This is a genomic window from Achromobacter pulmonis, assembly GCF_002885955.2.
Taxonomy (GTDB): domain Bacteria; phylum Pseudomonadota; class Gammaproteobacteria; order Burkholderiales; family Burkholderiaceae_B; genus Achromobacter; species Achromobacter pulmonis_A.
The window spans coordinates 33301-52179 of the sequence record NZ_POQS01000003.1; the positions used below are offsets into that span (position 1 = coordinate 33301).

General features: G+C 69.5%; 16 protein-coding genes and 1 riboswitch. Of the genes, 8 read left to right on the plus strand and 8 right to left on the minus strand.

Annotated features, from left to right (window positions below; genetic code table 11):
* Positions 1-7 precede the first annotated feature (7 nt).
* The gene (locus tag C1I89_RS11415) at positions 8-1651 is read right to left on the minus strand and encodes an ABC transporter ATP-binding protein (protein ID WP_102772908.1); all 1644 of its coding nucleotides are present in this window, start codon (positions 1649-1651) and stop codon (positions 8-10) included.
* On the minus strand, positions 1648-2676 hold the full coding sequence (locus tag C1I89_RS11420) for a BMP family protein (RefSeq protein WP_102772909.1): 1029 nt from the start codon (positions 2674-2676) through the stop codon (positions 1648-1650). Before C1I89_RS11420 ends, C1I89_RS11415 begins: the two co-directional genes overlap by 4 nt.
* A gap of 397 nt (positions 2677-3073) precedes the next feature.
* Between C1I89_RS11420 and C1I89_RS11425 the strand changes: the two genes are divergently transcribed.
* The 5 genes from C1I89_RS11425 (at position 3074) to C1I89_RS11445 (ending at position 6889) form a co-directional block, all read left to right on the plus strand.
* Positions 3074-4003, plus strand: coding sequence for a DedA family protein/thiosulfate sulfurtransferase GlpE (locus tag C1I89_RS11425; protein ID WP_102772910.1), 930 nt, complete (start codon positions 3074-3076; stop codon positions 4001-4003).
* A 49-nt stretch (positions 4004-4052) separates the two neighbouring features.
* On the plus strand, positions 4053-4979 hold the full coding sequence (gene panE / locus C1I89_RS11430) for a 2-dehydropantoate 2-reductase (RefSeq protein WP_102772911.1): 927 nt from the start codon (positions 4053-4055) through the stop codon (positions 4977-4979).
* Positions 4980-5206: 227 nt separating this feature from the next.
* The gene (locus C1I89_RS11435; protein ID WP_102772912.1) at positions 5207-5818 is read left to right on the plus strand and encodes an NAD(P)-dependent oxidoreductase; all 612 of its coding nucleotides are present in this window, start codon (positions 5207-5209) and stop codon (positions 5816-5818) included.
* Between the two features lie 110 nt (positions 5819-5928).
* The gene (locus C1I89_RS11440) at positions 5929-6378 is read left to right on the plus strand and encodes a nuclear transport factor 2 family protein (protein WP_247747802.1); all 450 of its coding nucleotides are present in this window, start codon (positions 5929-5931) and stop codon (positions 6376-6378) included.
* Position 6379: 1 nt separating this feature from the next.
* Entirely contained in the window at positions 6380-6889 is a 510-nt protein-coding gene (locus C1I89_RS11445; RefSeq protein ID WP_102772914.1) for a nucleoside 2-deoxyribosyltransferase, read from the plus strand.
* On the opposite strand, the gene C1I89_RS11450 is transcribed toward C1I89_RS11445, so the two are convergent.
* The 3 genes from C1I89_RS11450 to C1I89_RS11460 form a co-directional block, all read right to left on the minus strand.
* Positions 6886-7548 carry a TetR/AcrR family transcriptional regulator gene (locus tag C1I89_RS11450; RefSeq protein WP_102772915.1) on the minus strand — a complete coding sequence of 221 codons (663 nt, stop codon included), beginning with the start codon at positions 7546-7548 and terminating at the stop codon, positions 6886-6888. The genes C1I89_RS11445 and C1I89_RS11450 overlap by 4 nt on opposite strands.
* Positions 7549-7682: 134 nt before the next feature.
* Positions 7683-8402: a 3,4-dihydroxy-2-butanone-4-phosphate synthase gene (gene ribB / locus C1I89_RS11455; protein WP_102772916.1), complete on the minus strand. Its 720-nt coding sequence runs from the start codon at positions 8400-8402 to the stop codon at positions 7683-7685.
* 116 nt (positions 8403-8518) lie between these two features.
* Positions 8519-8673, minus strand: a riboswitch (FMN riboswitch).
* A gap of 75 nt (positions 8674-8748) precedes the next feature.
* Positions 8749-9270: an SET domain-containing protein gene (locus tag C1I89_RS11460; protein WP_102772917.1), complete on the minus strand. Its 522-nt coding sequence runs from the start codon at positions 9268-9270 to the stop codon at positions 8749-8751.
* Between the two features lie 110 nt (positions 9271-9380).
* On the opposite strand from C1I89_RS11460, the gene C1I89_RS11465 reads away from it, so the two are divergent.
* Positions 9381-10301: a bestrophin family protein gene (locus C1I89_RS11465; RefSeq protein ID WP_102772918.1), complete on the plus strand. Its 921-nt coding sequence runs from the start codon at positions 9381-9383 to the stop codon at positions 10299-10301.
* 8 nt (positions 10302-10309) lie between these two features.
* On the opposite strand, the gene C1I89_RS11470 is transcribed toward C1I89_RS11465, so the two are convergent.
* A complete protein-coding gene (locus tag C1I89_RS11470) occupies positions 10310-10780 on the minus strand; it encodes an Lrp/AsnC family transcriptional regulator (protein ID WP_102772919.1) in 471 nt (156 codons plus the stop codon).
* Positions 10781-10873: 93 nt separating this feature from the next.
* Between C1I89_RS11470 and ilvB the strand changes: the two genes are divergently transcribed.
* Complete coding sequence (gene ilvB / locus C1I89_RS11475) at positions 10874-12697, plus strand: biosynthetic-type acetolactate synthase large subunit (RefSeq protein WP_102772920.1); 1824 nt, start codon at positions 10874-10876, stop codon at positions 12695-12697.
* A 17-nt stretch (positions 12698-12714) separates the two neighbouring features.
* Here ilvB and C1I89_RS11480 read toward each other — a convergent pair whose 3' ends face one another.
* Positions 12715-13494 (minus strand): SDR family oxidoreductase, encoded by a 780-nt coding sequence (locus C1I89_RS11480; protein WP_102772921.1) that lies wholly within the window; start codon positions 13492-13494, stop codon positions 12715-12717.
* 109 nt (positions 13495-13603) lie between these two features.
* Positions 13604-16189: a DNA topoisomerase III gene (locus C1I89_RS11485; protein ID WP_102772922.1), complete on the minus strand. Its 2586-nt coding sequence runs from the start codon at positions 16187-16189 to the stop codon at positions 13604-13606.
* 62 nt (positions 16190-16251) lie between these two features.
* Between C1I89_RS11485 and C1I89_RS11490 the strand changes: the two genes are divergently transcribed.
* Complete coding sequence (locus C1I89_RS11490; protein WP_102772923.1) at positions 16252-18876, plus strand: GDYXXLXY domain-containing protein; 2625 nt, start codon at positions 16252-16254, stop codon at positions 18874-18876.
* The last annotated feature ends 3 nt before the right edge of the window (positions 18877-18879 follow it).

Genomic DNA, 18879 nt, shown 5'->3' on the forward strand with positions numbered 1-18879 from the left:
GGCGCCGTCAGGCGCGGGTGCCCGTCATGGCCAGGCCCACCGTGGCGGGCGTCCATTCGGCCACCGGCTTGACGGCGACCAGCTTGCCGCCGCACAGCACCGCGATGCGGTCGGCCAGCGCGAAGATCTCTTCCAGGTCCTCGGACACCAGCAGCACGCCCGCGCCGCGCTTGCGGGCCGCCAGCAGCTGCTCGCGCACATAGGCCACGGCGCCGATGTCCAGGCCCCAGGTGGGCTGGTCGGCGACGATGAAGCGCGGCTCGCGCGCCAGGGTGCGGCCCAGGATCAGCTTCTGCATATTGCCGCCGGACAGGCTGCGCGTGCGCACGTCCAGCGAGGCCGCGCGCACGTCGAACTGCCGGGCCAGCGAGGCGGCATAGGCCTTGCCCGCGCGCGCGCGGATCAGGCCGTAGCGCGCGAAGCGCCTGTCCTTCAGGTCTTCGACGATGGCGTTTTCCCACAAGGGGCTGTCGCCTATCATGCCCTCGCCGTGGCGGTCTTCCGGGATGCGGCCGACGCGCGCGGCGGTCCAGCCGGCCGGTGTGGTGGGCGCGGCGGCATGTTCGGGGCCCAGGCGTATCGCGCCATCGGAAGGCTGGCGCAGCCCGGTCAGCACCGACACCAGCGCCTGCTGGCCGTTGCCGGCCACGCCGGCGATGGCCACGATCTCGTGCCGGTGCACCACCAGGTCCAGGCTGTCCAGGCGCAGCGCGCCGTCGCGGCCGTCGCGCACGCTGACCTGCGACAGCGTGACGACGGGGGCGGCCTGCTCGGCGGGCGCCACGGCCTCGGCGTGCGGCATGACGACCTTGCGGCCCACCATCAGCTCGGCCAGCTCGGCGGGGCTGGTGCCGGCGGTATCGCGTTCGGCCACCAGCCTGCCCTGGCGCAGCACGGCCACGCGGCGCGACACCGCCATGACCTCTTCCAGCTTGTGCGAGATGAAGATCACCGCCAGGCCTTCGTCGACGAAGCCGCGCAAGGTGGCGAACAGGTCCTGCACCTCCTGCGGCGTGAGCACGGCCGTGGGTTCGTCCAGGATCAGCACGCGCGCGCCGCGGTACAGCGCCTTGAGGATCTCGACCCGCTGCTNCAAGGTGGCGAACAGGTCCTGCACCTCCTGCGGCGTGAGCACGGCCGTGGGTTCGTCCAGGATCAGCACGCGCGCGCCGCGGTACAGCGCCTTGAGGATCTCGACCCGCTGCTTCTCGCCCACCGACAGCGCGCCGACGCGCGCATCGGGGTCCACGCCCAGGCCGAAGCGCCGGCCCAGCTCCAGCAGGCGCTTGCGCGCCTTGCCGCGGCCCGAGGCCAGCTTCCACAGCGACTCGGTGCCGACCATGATGTTGTCCAGCACGGTCAGGTTGTCGGCCAGCGTGAAGTGCTGGTGCACCATGCCCACGCCGGCCGCGAGCGCGGCGTCGGGGCGGCCGGCCGGCAGCGGCTGGCCGAAGACTTCGATGCTGCCGGCGTCGGCGACGTAATGGCCGAACAGAATGGACACCAGCGTCGACTTGCCGGCGCCGTTCTCGCCCAGCAGGGCCAGCACTTCGCCCTGGGCCAGCGTGAGCGATACGTCGTCGTTGGCCGTCAGGCTGCCGAAGCGTTTGGTGATCCCCGTCAGGCGCAGGGCGAGAGGCGCAGGTTTCATCGTGCCGAGGACTTGGGTTCTTTGTCGTTGACCTTGACGCTGAAGCTGCCGTCCAGGATGGCCTGCTGCCTGGCCTGCACGCGCGCGATCAGCTCGGCCGGGATCTTGCTTTCGAAGGTGCCCAGCGGCGCCAGCGACGAACCCTTGTGCTTCATCAGCGAATACTGGCCGTAGTCCTCGGCCTTGAAGGCGCCGGCCTTGACCTGCTTGAGCGCGGCGTCGATGGTGGGCTCCATGCTCCACAGGGCCGAGGCCACCACGGTCTCGGGGTATTGCGGCTGCGTGTCGATCACGTTGCCGATGGCCAGCTTGCCGCGTTCTTTGGCGGCGTCGGACACGCCGAAGCGCTCGGCATACAGCACGTCCGTGCCCTTGTCGATCATGGCGAAGGCGGCTTCCTTGGCCTTCGGAGGATCGAACCAGGAGCCGATGAAGGTCACGGTGAACTCGGCCTGCGGGTTCACTTCCTTGGCGCCCTCGATGAAGGCCTGCATCAGGCGGTTGACCTCGGGGATGGGATAGCCGCCCACCAGGCCGATCTTGCCGGTCTTGCTCATGCCGGCGGCGATCATGCCGGTCAGGTAGGCGGGTTCCTGGATGTAGTTGTCGAAGACCGAGAAGTTGGGCTGCTGCGGCTTGCCCGAGGAGCCCATCAGGAAGGCGGTCTGCGGATAGTCCTTGGCCACCTTGCGGGCGGCGGCCTCGACCGCGAAGGCCTCGCCCACCACCAGCTGGTTGCCCTGCTCGGCGTACTGACGCATCACGCGCTCGTAGTCGGCGTTGGTGACGTTTTCCGAGAAGGTGTAGTCGATCTCGCCGCGGTCGCGGGCGGCCGTCAGCGCCTTGTGGATGCGCGAAACCCATTGCTGCTCGACCGGCACCGTGTAGATGGCGGCGACCTTGGTCTTGGCGGGCGCCTGGGCTTGGGCGGCGCCGCCCAGCAGCAGCGCGCCGGCGGCGGCGGCGGCCAGCTTGAGCAGGCCGCGGCGGGCGACGCCGCCGGACAGGGAAAACAGGGCTTTCATGCAGGAAACTCCTAGGCGGGGAGAAGGCCAGACGCGATCGCGCGCGAAACGGCGGCCGCCGGCGGGCATGCCGGTGCGAGCGGTCGGAATCGAGGGCGTGGGATCGGTCATGGGGTGGGAGCGCGGGCCGGCGCGTCATTGCGCGGCCAGTCCGGGCGAAGCAAGTTGTATGCCATGCGGCGTCCCCGCGGCAAGTCGGGGAAACCTGATGGCCGGGCAGGATTATAGGCACCCTGGCGGGGATAGGCGGCACCGGCGTGGTGCGCGTTGTCCCACGGGGTGGACGGCATCTGTCTGGGACAGGCCGTTGCGCCGCCGGGGGGCAGTCGCGGATCGGCCCGCGCGCCTAAAATCGGGGCAATGAGCCGCGCGCAGCGCGGCGAGCAGGAACCACCCCATGCAAGATATCCAACTATTGCTCGAACAGTACGGCGGCTGGCTGGTGTTCGCCAACGTGCTGGTCGAGCAGGCCGGCCTGCCGGTGCCCGCCTATCCCATGCTGATCGCCGCCGGCGCCCTGGGCGGGGCGGGCGGCTGGGCCGTGCCCTGGCTGGCCGCCACCTTCGCCTGCCTGCTGGCCGACAGCCTCTGGTATCTGGCCGGCCGGCGCTACGGCTCGCGCCTGCTGGGCGTGATCTGCAAGATGTCGCTGTCGCAGGACTCCTGCATCCGCCAGACCCAGCGCCTGTACCTGCGCATCGGCGTGCGCGCGCTGCTGGTGTGCAAGTTCCTGCCGGGCGCGGGGGCGCTGTCGACGGTTATGGCCGGCCTGACGGGCACGGACTACCGGCGCTTCCTGGCCTACGACCTGGCGGGCTCGCTGATCTGGGTCGGCTCGGCCCTGCTGCTGGGCGGCCTGTTCCACGGCATCGTCAACGACGTGCTGGAAATCCTCGGCACCTATGGCGCGATGGGCCTGGGCGTGCTGGCGGCGGTGCTGGCGCTGTACATCCTGGCGCGCTTTCTGCGGCGCAAGATCCTGCTGCGCAGCCTGCGCGTGATTCCGCGCCTTTCGGTGGACGAACTGGTGCAGCGGCTGGAGGCCGGCCGCAGCACGATGCTGATCGACGTGCGCTCCGAGTCGTTGCCCGAAGACCAGCGCATCCCGGGCGCGATCGCCGTGGACCTGAAGGCGCCGCTGCCGCAGCTTTCCGCCGAGGCGCTGGATTCCGACATCGTGGTCTATTGCGCCTGCCCCAACGAAGTCTCGGCCGCGCTGCTGGCCTCGCGGCTGCGCGCGGCCGGCTATCCCAAGACCTGGGCTTTGCGCGGCGGCTACGAGGCCTGGGCCGAGCGCCACCGTCCCGCGCCGCCGCAAGGCGCATAATTCCGCCATCGGCCCGCCGCGCAGGCGGGCTCACTGACAGGAGACGGATATGCGCTTGTTGTTCTTGGGCGCCGGCGGCACCGGCGGGTATTTCGGAGGGCGCGCGGCCCAGGCGGGCGCGGACGTGACGTTCCTGGTGCGCGAGCCGCGCGCGGCCAGGCTGCGCGAACAAGGCCTGCGCATCCAGAGCCCGCTGGGCGACGCCACGCTGCATCCCAAGCTGGCGACCCGCGACACCCTCGAAGGCGCCTATGACGTGGTGGTGCTGAGCTGCAAGGCCTATGACCTGGCCAGCGCCATCGAGGCCATCCGCCCGGCGGTCGGGCCGGACACGGCGGTGCTGCCCATCATGAACGGCGTGCTGCAGTACGAGGTGCTGGACCAGGCGTTCGAACCGCACCGCGTGCTGGGCGGGCTGTGCCAGATCAACGCCACGCTGGGCCCGGAAGGCGAGGTGGTGCACCTGGGCAAGCATGCCGCCATCGTCTTCGGCGAACGCGCCGGTCCGGCCCGCAGCGCGCGCTGCGAGGCGCTGGAGCAGGCGTTGGCCGGCGGCGAATACACCAGCCGCCTGAGCACCGCGATCTACCAGGACATCTGGGAAAAATACGTGTTCCTGACCACGCTGGCGGCCGCCACCTGCATGATGCGCGGCTCGGTCGGGCAGATCGCCTCCACCGACGACGGCGTCGACATCCTGACCACGCTGCTGCAGGAGTCGCAGGCCGTGGCCGCCGCTTCCGGCCACGCCGTGCGGCCCGAGGCCGACGCCTCGGCGCGCAAGATCCTGACCGACCCGGCCCAGGCCATGACGGCCTCGATGTTCCGCGACCTGCGCCAGGGCCTGCCGGTCGAGGCCGACCACATCGTGGGCGACATGGTGCGCCGCGCCCGCACGCTGGGCGTGGACGCGACCTACCTGCGCGCCGCCTACACCCACCTGCAGGTCTACCAGGCGCAGCGCGCCGCCGGCTGACCGGCCGCGCCGCCGGCGGCCCCTGTTCAAGCGGGGCCGCGCGGCGCACACTGGCAGACGTGGCGCCAGCGCGATCTGCGCGCAATTGGTGCATATTCTGCAAAAAACTCTTTTCCCTTTCGGGGTTTTTCGACGGAATCCGAACGAATAGTATGGCTTTGCCTGAGCCGGACGCGCAGCGCCGCATGGGGCGGCGCCGACCGGCTCCCCTACCAAGGAGCAAGACCATGAAAGTCGCATTGATCGGAATTACCGGCCGCGTGGGTTCGCGCGTGGCCGATGAATTGCTCAAGCGCGGCCATCAGGTCACGGGCATCGCCCGCAACCTGTCCGACGTGAACCCCCAGCCCGGCCTGACCATCAAGCAGGGCGACGCCACCGATCCGGAGGCGCTGACCTCCATCCTGGCCGGCCACGACGCCGTGATCAGCGCCTCGCGCTTCGTGTCCTCGGACGCCAAGCCGCTGCTGCACGCGGTGAAGGACGCCGGCGTGCCGCGACTGCTGGTGGTGGGCGGCGCGGGCAGCCTGCAGGTCGCGCCCGGCAAGATGCTGATCGACACGCCCGAATTCCCGGACGCCTACCGCCCCGAAGCGCGCGCCGGCGTGGTGTTCCTGGACGTGCTGCGCCAGGAAAAAGTGCTGAACTGGACCTTCCTGTCGCCGTCGGCCCTGTTCGAGCCGGGCGAGCGCACCGGCAAGTTCCGGCTGGGCGACGACGCGCTGCTGGCCGACGACGAGGGCAAGAGCTGGATCTCGATGGAAGACTACGCCATCGCGCTGGTCGACGAGCTGGAGACGCCCAAGCATTCGCGCCGCCGCTACACCGTCGGTTACTGAGCCGGCGGCCTTCGCGGCCGATGGGGGCAAGGCGCCGGTATTCGCAGTTTTGTTTGTAAACTGGCGAACCGCGCCTGCCGGCGTCACGACCTGGGTTGCCCCGTATGCGTATGAAGTTGAAATCGTTGGTCTTTTGCGTGCTGGCCGCCGCCGTCCTGGCGGGGGCGCCGGCGGGCGCGGCCGGCCCGCAGTCCAACAAGGACATCGTGGTGGGATTTTTCCGCATGATGTTCCAGGACCGCAATTTCGACGAGGCCGTGCGCCAGTACATCGGCCCGGGGTACCGCCAGCACAACCCGTACATGCGCGACGGCGTCGAGCCCGTGGTGGATTTCTTCCCGGCCTATTTCGAGCAGCACCCGCAATCCGTGGTCGAGATCAAGCGCGTCATCGCCGAGGGCGACCTGGTGATGATCCACAACTGGTGGCGCGATTCTCCCGAAGACCGCGGCCAGGCCGTGGTGGATATTTTCCGCGTGGAAAACGGCAAGATCGTCGAGCACTGGGACGTGAGCCAGGAGATCCCCGAGAATCCGGCCAACAAGAACGGCATGTTCTGAAATGACGCCGCGCAGCATCTATCTCGCCGGTTTCGACGTCTTCCTGCCCGACGCCCGCGCGCATGGCGAGCGTCTGAAGGCGCTGTGCGCGGCCCACGGCTTCGAGGGGCTGTTCCCGTTGGACAACCAGGCGCCCGCGGACCTTTCCGGCCAGGCGCTGGCGCAATGGATCTACCGTGAAAACGTGGCGCTGATCCGCCGCGCCGACCTGGTGATGGCGAACCTGAATCCGTTTCGCGGCGCCGAGCCCGATTCCGGCACGGCCTTCGAGGTCGGCTACGCCATCGCCCTCGGCAAGCCGGTATGGGGCTATACCGGGCAGGCCGGATCGCTGATCGAGCAGGTGGCCGTCGGCGCGGCGGCCGACTACGGCGCCTCGCGCATGGTCGACGCGCAGGGCTATACGGTCGAGGACTTCGGCCTGAGCCTGAACCTGATGCTGGCCTGCAGCGCCCGCATCGTCCACGGCGACGCCGCCGACTGCCTGGCGCGCATGGCCGCGGCCGCCTAGCGGCGCGCGGTTTTCCTGGCAGCCGCCGTCTTGCGCGGCGCGCGCGCCGGCGTGCCCAGGTAGCCCATCACCGCATCGACCACCGCCTGTTCCAGCTGCTGCGGCGAGAAGCCGGCCGGCGGTTCCAGCGCGGCCGCGTGCACCAGCGATTCCATGATGCGCAGCACCACGTAGGTGGCCAGGTCGCGGTCCTGCTGCGCGATTTCGCTGCGATGGAATTCCAGCAGATGGCGCATGCGGCGATGGATGTCCTGGTCGGCGCGGCTGTGTTCGTGCGGCTGGTCGAACAGCGGGAATTCCCTTTCCAGCACGCGGTGCAGCGCCGGTTCGAGCAGGTGCGCGTGCAGCATCGCCTGCACGATGGCCGCGACGCGCTCGCGCAGCGTGGCGGCGGGATTGCTGTCCAGGACCTGGTCGATCACGTCCAGCATCTGGTTGTCGTGGCGGTCGTGCAGCGCCGCGATCAGCGCGTTCTTGTTGGGAAAGTACTGGTACAGCGAGCCGACGCTGACGCCGGCGGTCTGGGCGATCAGGTTGGTGTTGGTGCCGGCATAGCCATGCGTGGCCAGAACGCGAGCCGTCGCTTGCAGAATCGTGTCCACGGTGTGCTGCGACCGGAGTTGGCGCGGCGATTTCCGGGGCTGGGGGATGGCGGTCATGGGTGCGGAGAAAGGCGAGTATCAAACATGAGCAATCGCTCATGGAATTTCCGGCGGGCGACTCGATGGCGCCGCCCGCATGGGCGGATTATGCCATCGCCGGCCCGCCCGCCGTGTACCCGCCTCCCCGGGGATCAGACCGTGGCGGCCATCTCCAGCACTTCGTCGTCGATGGCTTGCGCCTGGCCGTCGCGCTGCTGCTGCAGGTGGTCGGCCAGTTCGGCGATGGTCAGCGCGACCAGGCCGTGCTGGGCGGCATAGCGCTCCAGCGCCGCGCCGCGCATCATGGTGCCGTCCGCGTTCATCAGCTCGCACAGCACGCCGGCCGGGCGCAGGCCCGCCAGCACCGCCAGGTCCACCGAGCCTTCGGTGTGGCCGCGGCGGGTCAGCACGCCGCCCGGCTGGGCGCGCAGCGGAAACACGTGGCCCGGGCTGACGATGTCCTCGCTTTGCGCCGCCGGCGAGATGGCCGCGCGGATGGTGGTGACGCGGTCCACGGCCGACACGCCGGTGGAGACGCCTTCGCGCGCCTCGATCGACACGGTGAAGGCGGTGGCGTAGCGGCTCTGGTTGCGCTGGACCATGGGCGGCAGGCCCAGTCGGTCCAGGGTTTCGCCGGGCAGGCACAGGCACACGATGCCGCTGCCGTCGCGGATCAGCTGGGCCATGACCGGCACGGTGAGCTTGTCGGCGGCGACGATCAGGTCGGCCTCGTTCTCGCGGTCGAAGTCGTCCATGAGAATGACCGGACGGCCCAGGCGCAGATGATGCAGGGCGCGCTGCAGGCGGGCGGCGAAAGGCTGCGAAGCCAGGCTGGGGAGGGGGGACTGCTGGGCAGGAATGACGTTGGACATTGGAAACGCTCTCGCAAGTTGAAAAGGGGCGAAAAACGTTCCAGGGCTGCTCTAGACAGCCGGACGCAATACCGTCGTCCGGGCGCGGGCGCGCCGGGATGGGCGGAGTTGTGCCGGCACATCTTCTCTCATCCGGACTGTGACCGTCGGCCCTGGCATCTCACCAGATCTGCTGACCCCGCCGTCCGTGTCGGACGCCGGGCGCTCGCGGGCTCGCCACATTGCATGGCATACCGCCGGTGGGGAATTTCACCCCGCCCTGAAGACGTACTGCATGTCGTGTTAACGACCTGGCCGATTGTACGCCTGTCCGGGGCCGGGCGTCATGAGGGGGACGGATCGGTGTTCAGGTTGCGGCGGCGTCGGCCTGCGGCTTGGCGGCTTTCTTCTTCTTTTTCTCGGGCAGGGCCAGCATCGTGCCGCGGCACGGCGGCGTGCCGCAAAGGCAGCGGTAGCCTTCCTTGAGCTTCTTGGTGATGCGGCCGTCGAGCACCAGGCCGTAGTCGTAGGACAGTTCGGTGCCGCGCGGGATGTCGCGCAGCGCCACGATATAGACGCGCTTGCCGTGCTTGCCTTCCTGGGCTTCGCAGTTGGGCTCGCAGGAATGGTTGATCCAGCGGGCGTCGTTGCCTTCGTCGCCGCCGTCGATCACGCGGCCGGAACTGAGCGCGAAGAAAAACGTGTGGAAGGGATCGTCCGGATTGGTCGGATGGCGGCGGTCCGCCTCTTTGGCGCTGATGCGCTTGCCGCCGTACTCGATGATGCGCGTGCCCGCGGGGATCTTGCGCGCGGCGAAGACGCCGTTGCCGTGCAGCTTGGAGCGGCGCACGACATGCCAGGGCTTGATCGGGGTGTCTTCGGTGGTCATGGAGCGGCGGAAGTGGCGGTGAGACGAAACAGGATTATATAGACGCCCATGCGCCGCGAGGACGGGCGTATAGTGGGCGCCGCTCCCTTTCCGACCGAACACGCACCATCATGATCGTTCGTCCGCGTCCTTCCGCGCTGGCCCTGTTCTTCGTCCTGCGCGGCTCCATCGTTCCGCGCATCTTCAGCCGCATCCTGGTCATCACGCTGCTTTCGTGCCTGGTGGTGTGGATGTACCACCAGCGCTGGTTTTCGCCGGCGCATCTGTCGGCGGTGCCGTTTTCGCTGTTCGGCCTGGCCCTGTCCGTCTTCATGGGCTTTCGCAACAACGTCTGCTACGACCGCTGGTGGGAAGCCCGCAAGCAGTGGGGCGAGCTGATCGTGCAGGCGCGCAGCCTGGCGCGCGAAAGCGCGGTGCTGCTGGCGGCCAGCACCGCCAATCCGGTGCAGGAGCGCATCGTGCGGCGGGTCGTCGGCTTCGGCTATGCGCTGGCCGCGCGCCTGCGCGAGGAGGACATGGCCGCCGCCGCTCGCCCCTGGGTGCCGCAGGACGAGGCCGAGGCCCTGGCGGCGTGCCGCAACGTGCCGGACGCGCTGCTGCTGGCCATCAACCGCGACCTGGCCGGCTGCCTGCGGCGCGGCGAGCTGAGCGACATCGTGTACCAGGGGCTGACCGGGCGCGTGGCCGCCTGCGCCGCAATCCAGGCGTCCTGCGAGCGCATCAAGTTCACACCCTCGCCCTACGCCTATTCCCTGCTGCTGCACCGGACCGCCTGGCTGTTCTGCCTGCTGCTGCCGTTCGGGCTGGTGGGTGCGCTGGAATTCCTGACGCCGGTGGCGGTCTCCATCGTCGCCTACACCTTCTTCGGCCTGGACGCGCTGGGCGACGAACTGGAAGACCCCTTCGGCAAGGACGAGAACGACCTGCCGCTGTCGGCGCTGGCGCGCACGATAGAGATCGACCTGCTCGAAGGCCTGGGCGTGCGGCCCCTGCCCGAGGCGCCGCGGCCGGTGGACTTCGTGCTGCACTAGGCCCCGGTTCAGTTCGCCAGCCCGGTCAGCGGCAGCTGGGTCTCCTTGAGCCGGCGCAGCACGAAACACGATTTGCTGTGCCGGATGCCCGGAATCCGGTAGAGCTGTTCGCGCAGCAGGCGCTCGTAGTCGCGCGTGTCGCGCACGGCGATGCGGATGTAGTAGTCGTAGTCGCCCGAGACCAGAAAGGCCTCCAGCACCTCGGGGATCTGCGCCAGCGCCCGGCCGAACTCGTACAGGGTCTCCTCGCTGTGGCTCTCCAGCGTGACGTGGACGATCACCGTGTCCATGAAGCCCAGGCTGGCCGGGTCGATGTCGACGGTGTAGCCGCGGATCACGCCGGCGCTTTCCATGCGCTTGATGCGGTTCCAGCAGGGCGTGGACGACAGTCCCACGGCCGCGCCGATGTCGTTCAGGCTGGCGCGCGCATTCTCCTGCAGCACCTTGAGAATGGCGAGGTCAAACTTGTCCAGGTTCATTTTCTTTGATTCCTCCAAATCAAAGATAAATTTACTGCGTCTACCGGTTATTGGTGGAAAAGAAGATAAATATTCTTCGGATCTACGAATAAGATAGATACCATGAACGATCGCCTGCACCCCACCGCCGCCGCCGCGCTTGCCGCCTCTGATCGCCCCGCTGACAACGGGGCGAAAATTCTGCTCGATACCCTGATCGCCCACGGCGTGGATACGGTGTTCGGCTATCCCGGGGGCGCCGTGCTGCCCCTGTACGACGCGCTCTACGCCGAGCCGCGCCTCAAGCACGTGCTGGTGCGCCACGAGCAGGCGGCCGTGCACGCCGCCGAGGGCTACGCCCGCAGCACCGGCCGCACCGGCGTGGTCTTCGTCACTTCGGGCCCGGGCATGGCCAACACCACCTCGGGGCTGCTGGACGCCATGTGCGACTCGATCCCGGTGCTGTGCATCAGCGGCCAGGTGGCCACGGCCGCCATCGGCACCGACGCCTTCCAGGAGTGCGACGCCATCGGCATCTCGCGCTCGGTGACCAAGTGGAACACCCAGATCCGCGCGGTGGACGACGTCGCCGGCGTGGTGGGGCGCGCCTTCGAGCTGACGCGCCAGGGCCGTCCCGGCCCGGTGCTGGTGGACTTCCCCAAGGACGTGCAGCTGGCCGTGCCGCGCGACGCCGACGACGGCATCCCGGCCGCGCCCACGCAGCAGAAGCTGGCCGCGCTGCGCGCGCGGCGCCAGGCCGGCAAGCTCGCGCCCAAACTGCCGCAATCGGCCGTGCGCCGCGCCGCCGCGCTCATCGCGCAGGCCAGACGGCCCATCTTCTACGGCGGCGGCGGACTGGTGAACGCCGGCCCCGAAGCCTGCGCCGCCTTCGCCGACCTGGTGCGCCATACCGGCGCGCCCTGCACGCTGACGCTGATGGGCCTGGGCGCCTTCCCCGCGTCCAGCCCGCAATTCGTGGGCATGCTGGGCATGCACGGTACGGTCGAGGCCAACCTGGCCATGCACCACGCCGACCTGGTGGTCTGTATCGGCGCGCGCTTCGATGACCGCATCACCGGCAAGCTGTCGGAATTCTGTCCCTACGCCCGCAAGATCCATATCGACATCGATCCCGCCTCGATCAACAAGGTGGTGCGCGTGGACGTCGCGCTGGTGGGCGACTGCCTGCCGCTGGTGAGCGCGCTGCGCGCCGAGCTGGGCGATGCGCCGCTGCCTGCCGCGCGGCTGGCGCCCTGGTGGGACCGCATCGCGGGCTGGCGCGCCCAGGACTGCCTGGGCTATACGCCGGCCGCCGACGCCATCCTGCCGCAGCACCTGATGTCGCGCCTGAACGCGGCGCTGGCCGGCCGCGACGCCATCGTCTCCACCGACGTGGGCCAGCACCAGATGTGGGCGGCGCAATACCTGCGCTTCGACGCGCCCAACCGCTGGCTGACCTCGGGCGGGGCCGGCACCATGGGCTACGGCGTGCCCGCCGCGATCGGCGCGCAGGTCGGCCATCCCGACAAGACGGTGGTCTGCGTCAGCGGCGACGCTTCGGTGCTGATGAACATCCAGGAGCTGTCCACCGCCATGCAGCACCGGACGCCGGTCAAGGTCGTGCTGTGCAACAACGGCTACATGGGCATGGTGCGCCAGTGGCAGGAACTGATCCACGGCGGGCGCTACAGCCACAGCTACAACGCGTCGCTGCCCGATTTCGTGGCCCTGGCGCGCGCCTTCGGCTGGGGCGCGGCCCGCGTCGACGATCCGGCGCAGCTGGACGCGGCGCTGGCCGAATGCCTGGCGCACGACGGCCCGTACTTCCTGGACGTGGCGGTCGCGGCGCAGGAGAACTGCTTCCCGATGATGCCGGCCGGCCACGGCCATCAGCGGATGATGCTGGCCGAAGGCGTGTGGTACCAGGACGAGTCGTAACCGGCCCGGCCGTCCCGTCAGAACTGGATCGACAAGCCCCCGTCCACCACCAGCACGTGGCCGTTGACGTATGACGCCGCCGGCGAGGCCAGGAACACGGCCGCGCCGGCGATCTCTTCCGGTTCGCCCCAGCGGCCCGTCGGATTGCGCGCGGCGACGCGCGGGCCGACGTCGGGGTCGGCGATCATTTCCGCATTGGTCTCGGTGGCGAAGGTGCCTGGCGCGATCGCGTTGCTGGTGATGCCGCGCCCGCCGAATTCGGCCGCCAGCGCGCGCACCATGCCGGTCAGGCCCTGCTTGGCCGCCGGATAGACGGCATCGCCCGAGCGGGCCAGCTCGCCCACCACGGAGGTGATGGCGATCAGGCGTCCGCTGCCCTGGCGCGCCATGCGTTCGGCGGCGAGCTTGGCCAGCAGGATGCCGGCCACCAGGTCGGTGTCGATCAGCGCGCGGATCTCGGCCACGCTGGTGTCGGCCAGCGTCTTGCGGTTGCGCGCCCCGACGTTGTTCACCAGGATGTCCAGCCGGCCATGTTCGCGGTCGATGCGTTCGAAGGCCTGCGCCATGGCGTCATCGTCGCTCACGTCGAACGGCAGCGCATGCGCGTCCAGGCCGGCGGCGGCCAGTTCGCCCGCGGCGGCTGCGGCGGCCTGCGCGTTGCGGCCGTTGATCAGCACGCGCGCGCCGCAGCCGGCCAGCGCCCGCGCGATACAGAAGCCCAGCCCGCGGGCCGAGCCGGTCACCAGGGCCACCTGGCCCGTGAGATCGAAGTTGCGCAGATACGGTAGTGTGGTCATCGGTCCTGCTCCGCTGATAGGCAAAACGCCGGCGGCCGCAATGGCCGCCGGCGTCTAGGCCAGGTCATACGATACGCCGGCGCGCCTGCGCGCCGGCGCGGGACGTCCATCAGGCGGCCGTCTTTTTCGCGGCCTTCTTGGCCGCCGTCTTCTTCACCGCGGCCTTCTTGGCGGGGGCTTTCTTGGCCGCGGTCTTGGCGGCCGTCTTGCTGGCCGTCTTGGCCGGGGCGCGGCCGGGCTTCTCGGGACGCGGCTCGAACTCGAAGCCGATCTTGCCGTCCGGCTGGCGCACCAGGAACGCCTTGAACTTGCGGTTGGTGCGGCTGGAGACGAAGCCGTCGAGCAGGTCGGTGCGGCCGTCGGTCAGCAGCTTCTCCATCTGCGCGCGCGAGATTTCCTGCTGCAGGATGACCTTGCCGGAGCGGAAATCGCAGGTCTTGGCGGGGCCCACGGATTTCTCGCAGACGTAGCTCATGCCGTGCTCGAACACGCGCGCATGGCACTTGGGGCAGGCGCCCACCGGCGTGTGGCCGGAGAAGTCCACCGCTTCGTTGTCGTCCTCGTCGTTCTGGCCGAAGTCGAATTCCAGCTTGTACTCGTCGCTGATGCGCAGGATGGCGGCGAACGGCCGGCCCATCTTGCTGATGAAGCCCTGCAGCGGCCCGATCTCGCGCTTGGCCAGCAGCTCTTCGACTTCCGGCAGTTCGAAGGTGCGCCCGCCGGGATGCTTGCCGATGGAGAAGTCGCAGTTGGTGCAGGCGTAGCGGCGGTAGTTTTCCTTCACGACGCCGCCGCACTTGGGGCAGGGCGTCTGCAGCGTGGCGTAGTCGCCGGGCACCGTGTCGCGCTCGTATTCCTTGGCGCGCTTGACGATGACCTGCGTCATCTGGGCGATCTCGCGCATGAAGGCGGCGCGGTCCAGGCCGCCCTGCTCGATCTGCTTGAGCTTGTGCTCCCATTCGCCGGTCAGTTCGGGCGAGGTGAGTTCGGAGACGTCCAGGCCCGAGAGCAGCGTCATCAGCTGGCGCGCCTTGGCGGTGGGCACCAGGTCGCGGCCCTCGCGGCGCAGATAGGCTTCGTTGAGCAGGCCTTCGATGATGGCCGCGCGCGTGGCCGGCGTGCCCAGGCCGCGCTCGGACATGGCTTCGCGCAGTTCTTCGTCATCGACCAGCTTGCCGGCGCCTTCCATGGCCGACAGCAGCGTGGCTTCGTTGAAGCGCGCCGGCGGCTTGGTCGACAGGCCCACGGCTTCCACGTCCTCGGTGCGCACGGTTTCGCCGTCGGCCACCGGCACCAGGTTGGCGTCCTCGCCCTGCGCTTCCTTGCCGTAGACGGTCAGCCAGCCCGGGTTGACCAGCACCTTGCCGTCGGTGCGGAAGCGGTGCCCCTGCACTTCGGTCATGCGCGTGGTGACGCGGTATTCCGCGGCGGGGAAGAACACCGCCAGGAAGCGCTTGAGCACCAAGTCGTACAGCTTGCCCTCGGCCTCGCTGAGGTCGTGCGGGATCTGCAGCGTGGGAATGATGGCGAAGTGGTCCGACACCTTCTTGTTGTCGAAGATGCGGCGGTTCGGCTTGACCCATTGCTGGCCGACCACCGTCTCGGCGTGGCGCGACAGGCTGCCGACCGCGTTGGAGCCGCCCTTGGCCAGCGCGCGCATGGTTTCCTGCACCGTGCCGATGTAGTCCTCGGGCAGGTAGCGCGAATCGGTACGCGGGTAGGTCAGGGCCTTGTGGCGTTCGTACAGGGTCTGGGCCAGCGCCAGCGTGGTCTTGGCCGAAAAGCCGAAGCGGCCGTTGGCCTCGCGCTGCAGCGACGTCAGGTCGTACAGGGCCGGCGACATCTGGGTCGACGGCTTGGATTCCTCGGTGACGCTGCCGGGCTGGTCGCGGCAGGCGGCCACCACGCTTTGCGCGGCGGCCTGCGACCACAGGCGCGATTCGCGCTTTTCCGGGTCGCGCTCGTCTTTCTTGAAGTCGGGGTCGATCCAGCGGCCTTCGTACAGGCCGGCGGCCGCCACGAACTGCGCGCGCACTTCCCAGTAGTCGCGCGGCACGAAGCGGCGGATGCGTTCCTCGCGCTCGGCCACGATGGCCAGCGTGGGCGTCTGGACCCGCCCGACCGGCGTCTTGAAGAAGCCGCCGTCCTTGCTGTTGAAGGCGGTCATGGCGCGCGTGCCGTTGATGCCGACCAGCCAGTCGGCCTCGGCGCGCGAGCGGGCGGCCGCTTCCAGCGGCTTGAGCTGCACGTCGTCGCGCAGGTTGGCGAAGGCTTCGCGGATGGCGGCCTGGGTCATCGACTGCAGCCAGAGGCGCTGGATCGGCTTTTTCACGCCCGCGTACTGAATGATGTAGCGGAAGATCAGCTCGCCCTCGCGCCCGGCGTCACAGGCGTTGATGATGGCGTCCACGTCCTTGCGCTTGGCCAGGCGGACCAGCAGTTTCAGGCGTTCCGCTGATTTCTTGTCGGTGGGCCCCAGTTCGAATTCAGGCGGGATCACGGGCAGGTGCGTGAAGCTCCACTTCCCCTTGACCGGATCGTTGGGCGCGACCAAGCTGAGCAAATGGCCTATGCTCGAAGCGAGGACGTAACGTTCGCTTTCAAAATAGTCGCCCTCGCGCGCAAAGCCTCCCAAGGCGCGTGATATATCGAGGGCTACCGAGGGCTTCTCGGCAATAATCAGCGTTTTATTCATGTGTATCCAGTGGCGGCAGTCCCGCCTTAGTAGCGCGGATAATAAGATCGGAGATTCGCCAGATGCAAGTCGGCACTGAAAGACAAGCGGGATCCGAACTACACGCATGGCGCCAATTTCTGGCGCGCAGCACCCTCTGGCTGGGCGTTTTACTGCTGGGCAGCGCCGCAGTTTGCTGGGTCGCCGCCAACTGGCAGGACATGACCAAAATACAGCGCTTCGCCGGCGTGCAGGCGCTGCTGGCGGCCTGCGCGCTGGCCGCCGCTTGGGCCGGGCTGCGCCTGCGCGCCAGCCCCGGCGTGCGCCGCAGCATACCCGGCGCGCTGCTGGCGCTGGCCGGCATTCTGCTGGGCGCCCTGCTCGCCCTGCTGGGTCAAACTTACCAGACCGGGGCCGACACCTGGGAACTGTTCGCCTGGTGGGCGGCGCTGCTGCTGCCGTGGGCGCTGGCGGCGGCCAGCCAGGCGGTCTGGCTGCTATGGGTGCTGGTGCTGAACATTGCCACCGCGCTATGGCTGGGCGAGCGCGCCTTCGAGTGGTGGATGGTGTTCGGCGGCCCCGGCGCCGCCAGCCTCATCATCGCGGGCCTGAACCTGGTGCTGCTGTTCGCCTGGGAGATGGCCGCGCGCCGCTGGCGCGCCAGCACGCTGTTCGGGCCGCGCATCCTGGCCGCGCTGACCATCAGCGCGCTGGTGGTGTCGCTGATGTTCGGCGACTACATCCTGCGCGGGCTGGGCACCGCCAACGGCGTGGCCTGGCTGGCCGTCACGCTGGGCCTGGGCCTTTATTATCAGCGCGGCCGGCGCGACCTGGTCATACTGGCCATGCTGGCCGCGGGCGTGATCTGCGTGTCGCTGCGCGTGGTGGGCGAATGGCTGCTGCGCCTGGAACCCGGCGTCTGGGCCGCATTGCCGCTGGCCGCGCTGCTGATGGCCGAAGCCGTCTGGGCTGCCCGCTGGCTGCGCCGGCTGGGCGCCGAACCCGCCGCGCCGGTCGCCGCGGCCGACGCCGAGCCGTCGGCCGCCTCGGCCGGCAATGCGGTCGATCCGGCCGACGCGGGCGCGCCGGTGGCGCAGCTGGCGCCGGCCGCGGCCCAGGCCGATCCGCCCTGGTACGTGCAATGCCTGCTGGGCCTGAGCGCCTGGCTGGGCACGCTGCTGCTGCTGGTGTTCGTGGCCTTCTCCGGCGTGGTCACCACCGAGGAAGGCGCGCTGGTGACCGGCCTGGTGCTGTGCGCCGCCGGCGTGGCGGTGCTGCGCAGCGACGCCGGCCCCTTCTGGCGCCAATGCGGCACGGCCATGGCCTTCACCGGCCAGATCCTGATCATCTACGGCCTGTCCAGCTCCACCTCGTTCACCAACGCCTGCCTGTTCGTGCTGCTGATGGCCACGGCCGTCTACGCGCTGGGGCCGGACGCCATCCTGCGGTTCCTGAGCGGCCTGCTGATCGCGCTGGCCTCGGCCGGGCTGATCTGGCGCGGCCTGGTGCCGGAGCTGATGCGCGAAGACCTGCTGGAGGCCTGGCTGGATTTCGACGTGGCGCAGGCCACCTTCGTGTGGCTGCCCATCGCGGTGACCGGCGCCTGGGCCACGGCGGTGCTGTTCAGCCTAGGCCGGCGCCTGGGCGGGCGGCGCGCCCACGCGCTGCAGCCGCTGGCCTGGGCCTTCCTGCTGTCGGTCCAGGGCATGGTGTGGCTGGCCAGCGGCATATCGGCCCTGCAACTGCCGGCGATGTGGCAGCTCAATCCGCGCACGGCGGTGCTGGTGACGGCCGGCGCGCTGCTGCCGGCGGCGGCGGCCCTGGCGGTGCTGTGGCCGCGGCGCCGCGTGCTGACCGCGGGCGTGACCTGGGGCGTGCCGCTGGCGCTGCTGGTGCTGGCGCTGTTCTGGCTGCCCAGCCCGGGCGTGGGCTTCGCGCTGGCCTGGCTGCTGCTGGGCTTCGGCCTGAACCAGCCGCGCCTGGCCATCTTCGGCGTGCTCAGCCTGCTGGCCTATCTGGGCGTCTATTACTACCAGCTCGACGTGCCGCTGCTGCAGAAGGCGCTGTGGCTGGGCGGCGCGGCGGTGCTGCTGTTCATGCTGCGGGCCCTGGTGTGGCTGGTGCCGCGCCTGATGCGCACTCAGGCGCCGTCCGCGCGCGGGCCGCTGCCGCCGGTGTCGGGCGCGCTGCGCTGGCGCACGCTGGGCATCCTGGGCGGCCTGGCGCTGGTGCTGGCGGTGGCCAACGGCGGCATCTGGCAGCGCGAAAAACTGCTGGCTTCCGGCAAGGTGGTCATCCTGGAACTGGCGCCGGTGGACCCGCGTTCGCTGATGCAGGGCGACTACATGGCGCTGAATTTCGCCGCCAGCCGCGAGGTCACGCGGCTGCGCCTGGGCGGCGAGAACCGGCCCGAACCCGATTCGCTGCTGGGCTACGAGCCCGACGGCTACGTGATGCTGGCGCGCGACGAGCGCGGCGTGTCGCAGCCGCTGCGCATCCAGCCCGAGGTGCATCCGCATACCGACGCCGAGGTGCCGCTGCGCTACCGGGTGCGCAACAACGGCGTGCGCATCGTGACCAACGCCTATTTCTTCCCCGAAGGCCAGGCCAAGCGCTACGAGGTCGCCCGCTACGGCGAACTGCGCGTGGCCGACAACGGCGAGGCGCTATTGGTGCGGATGCTGGGCGAGGACCTGCAGCCGCTCTAGGAT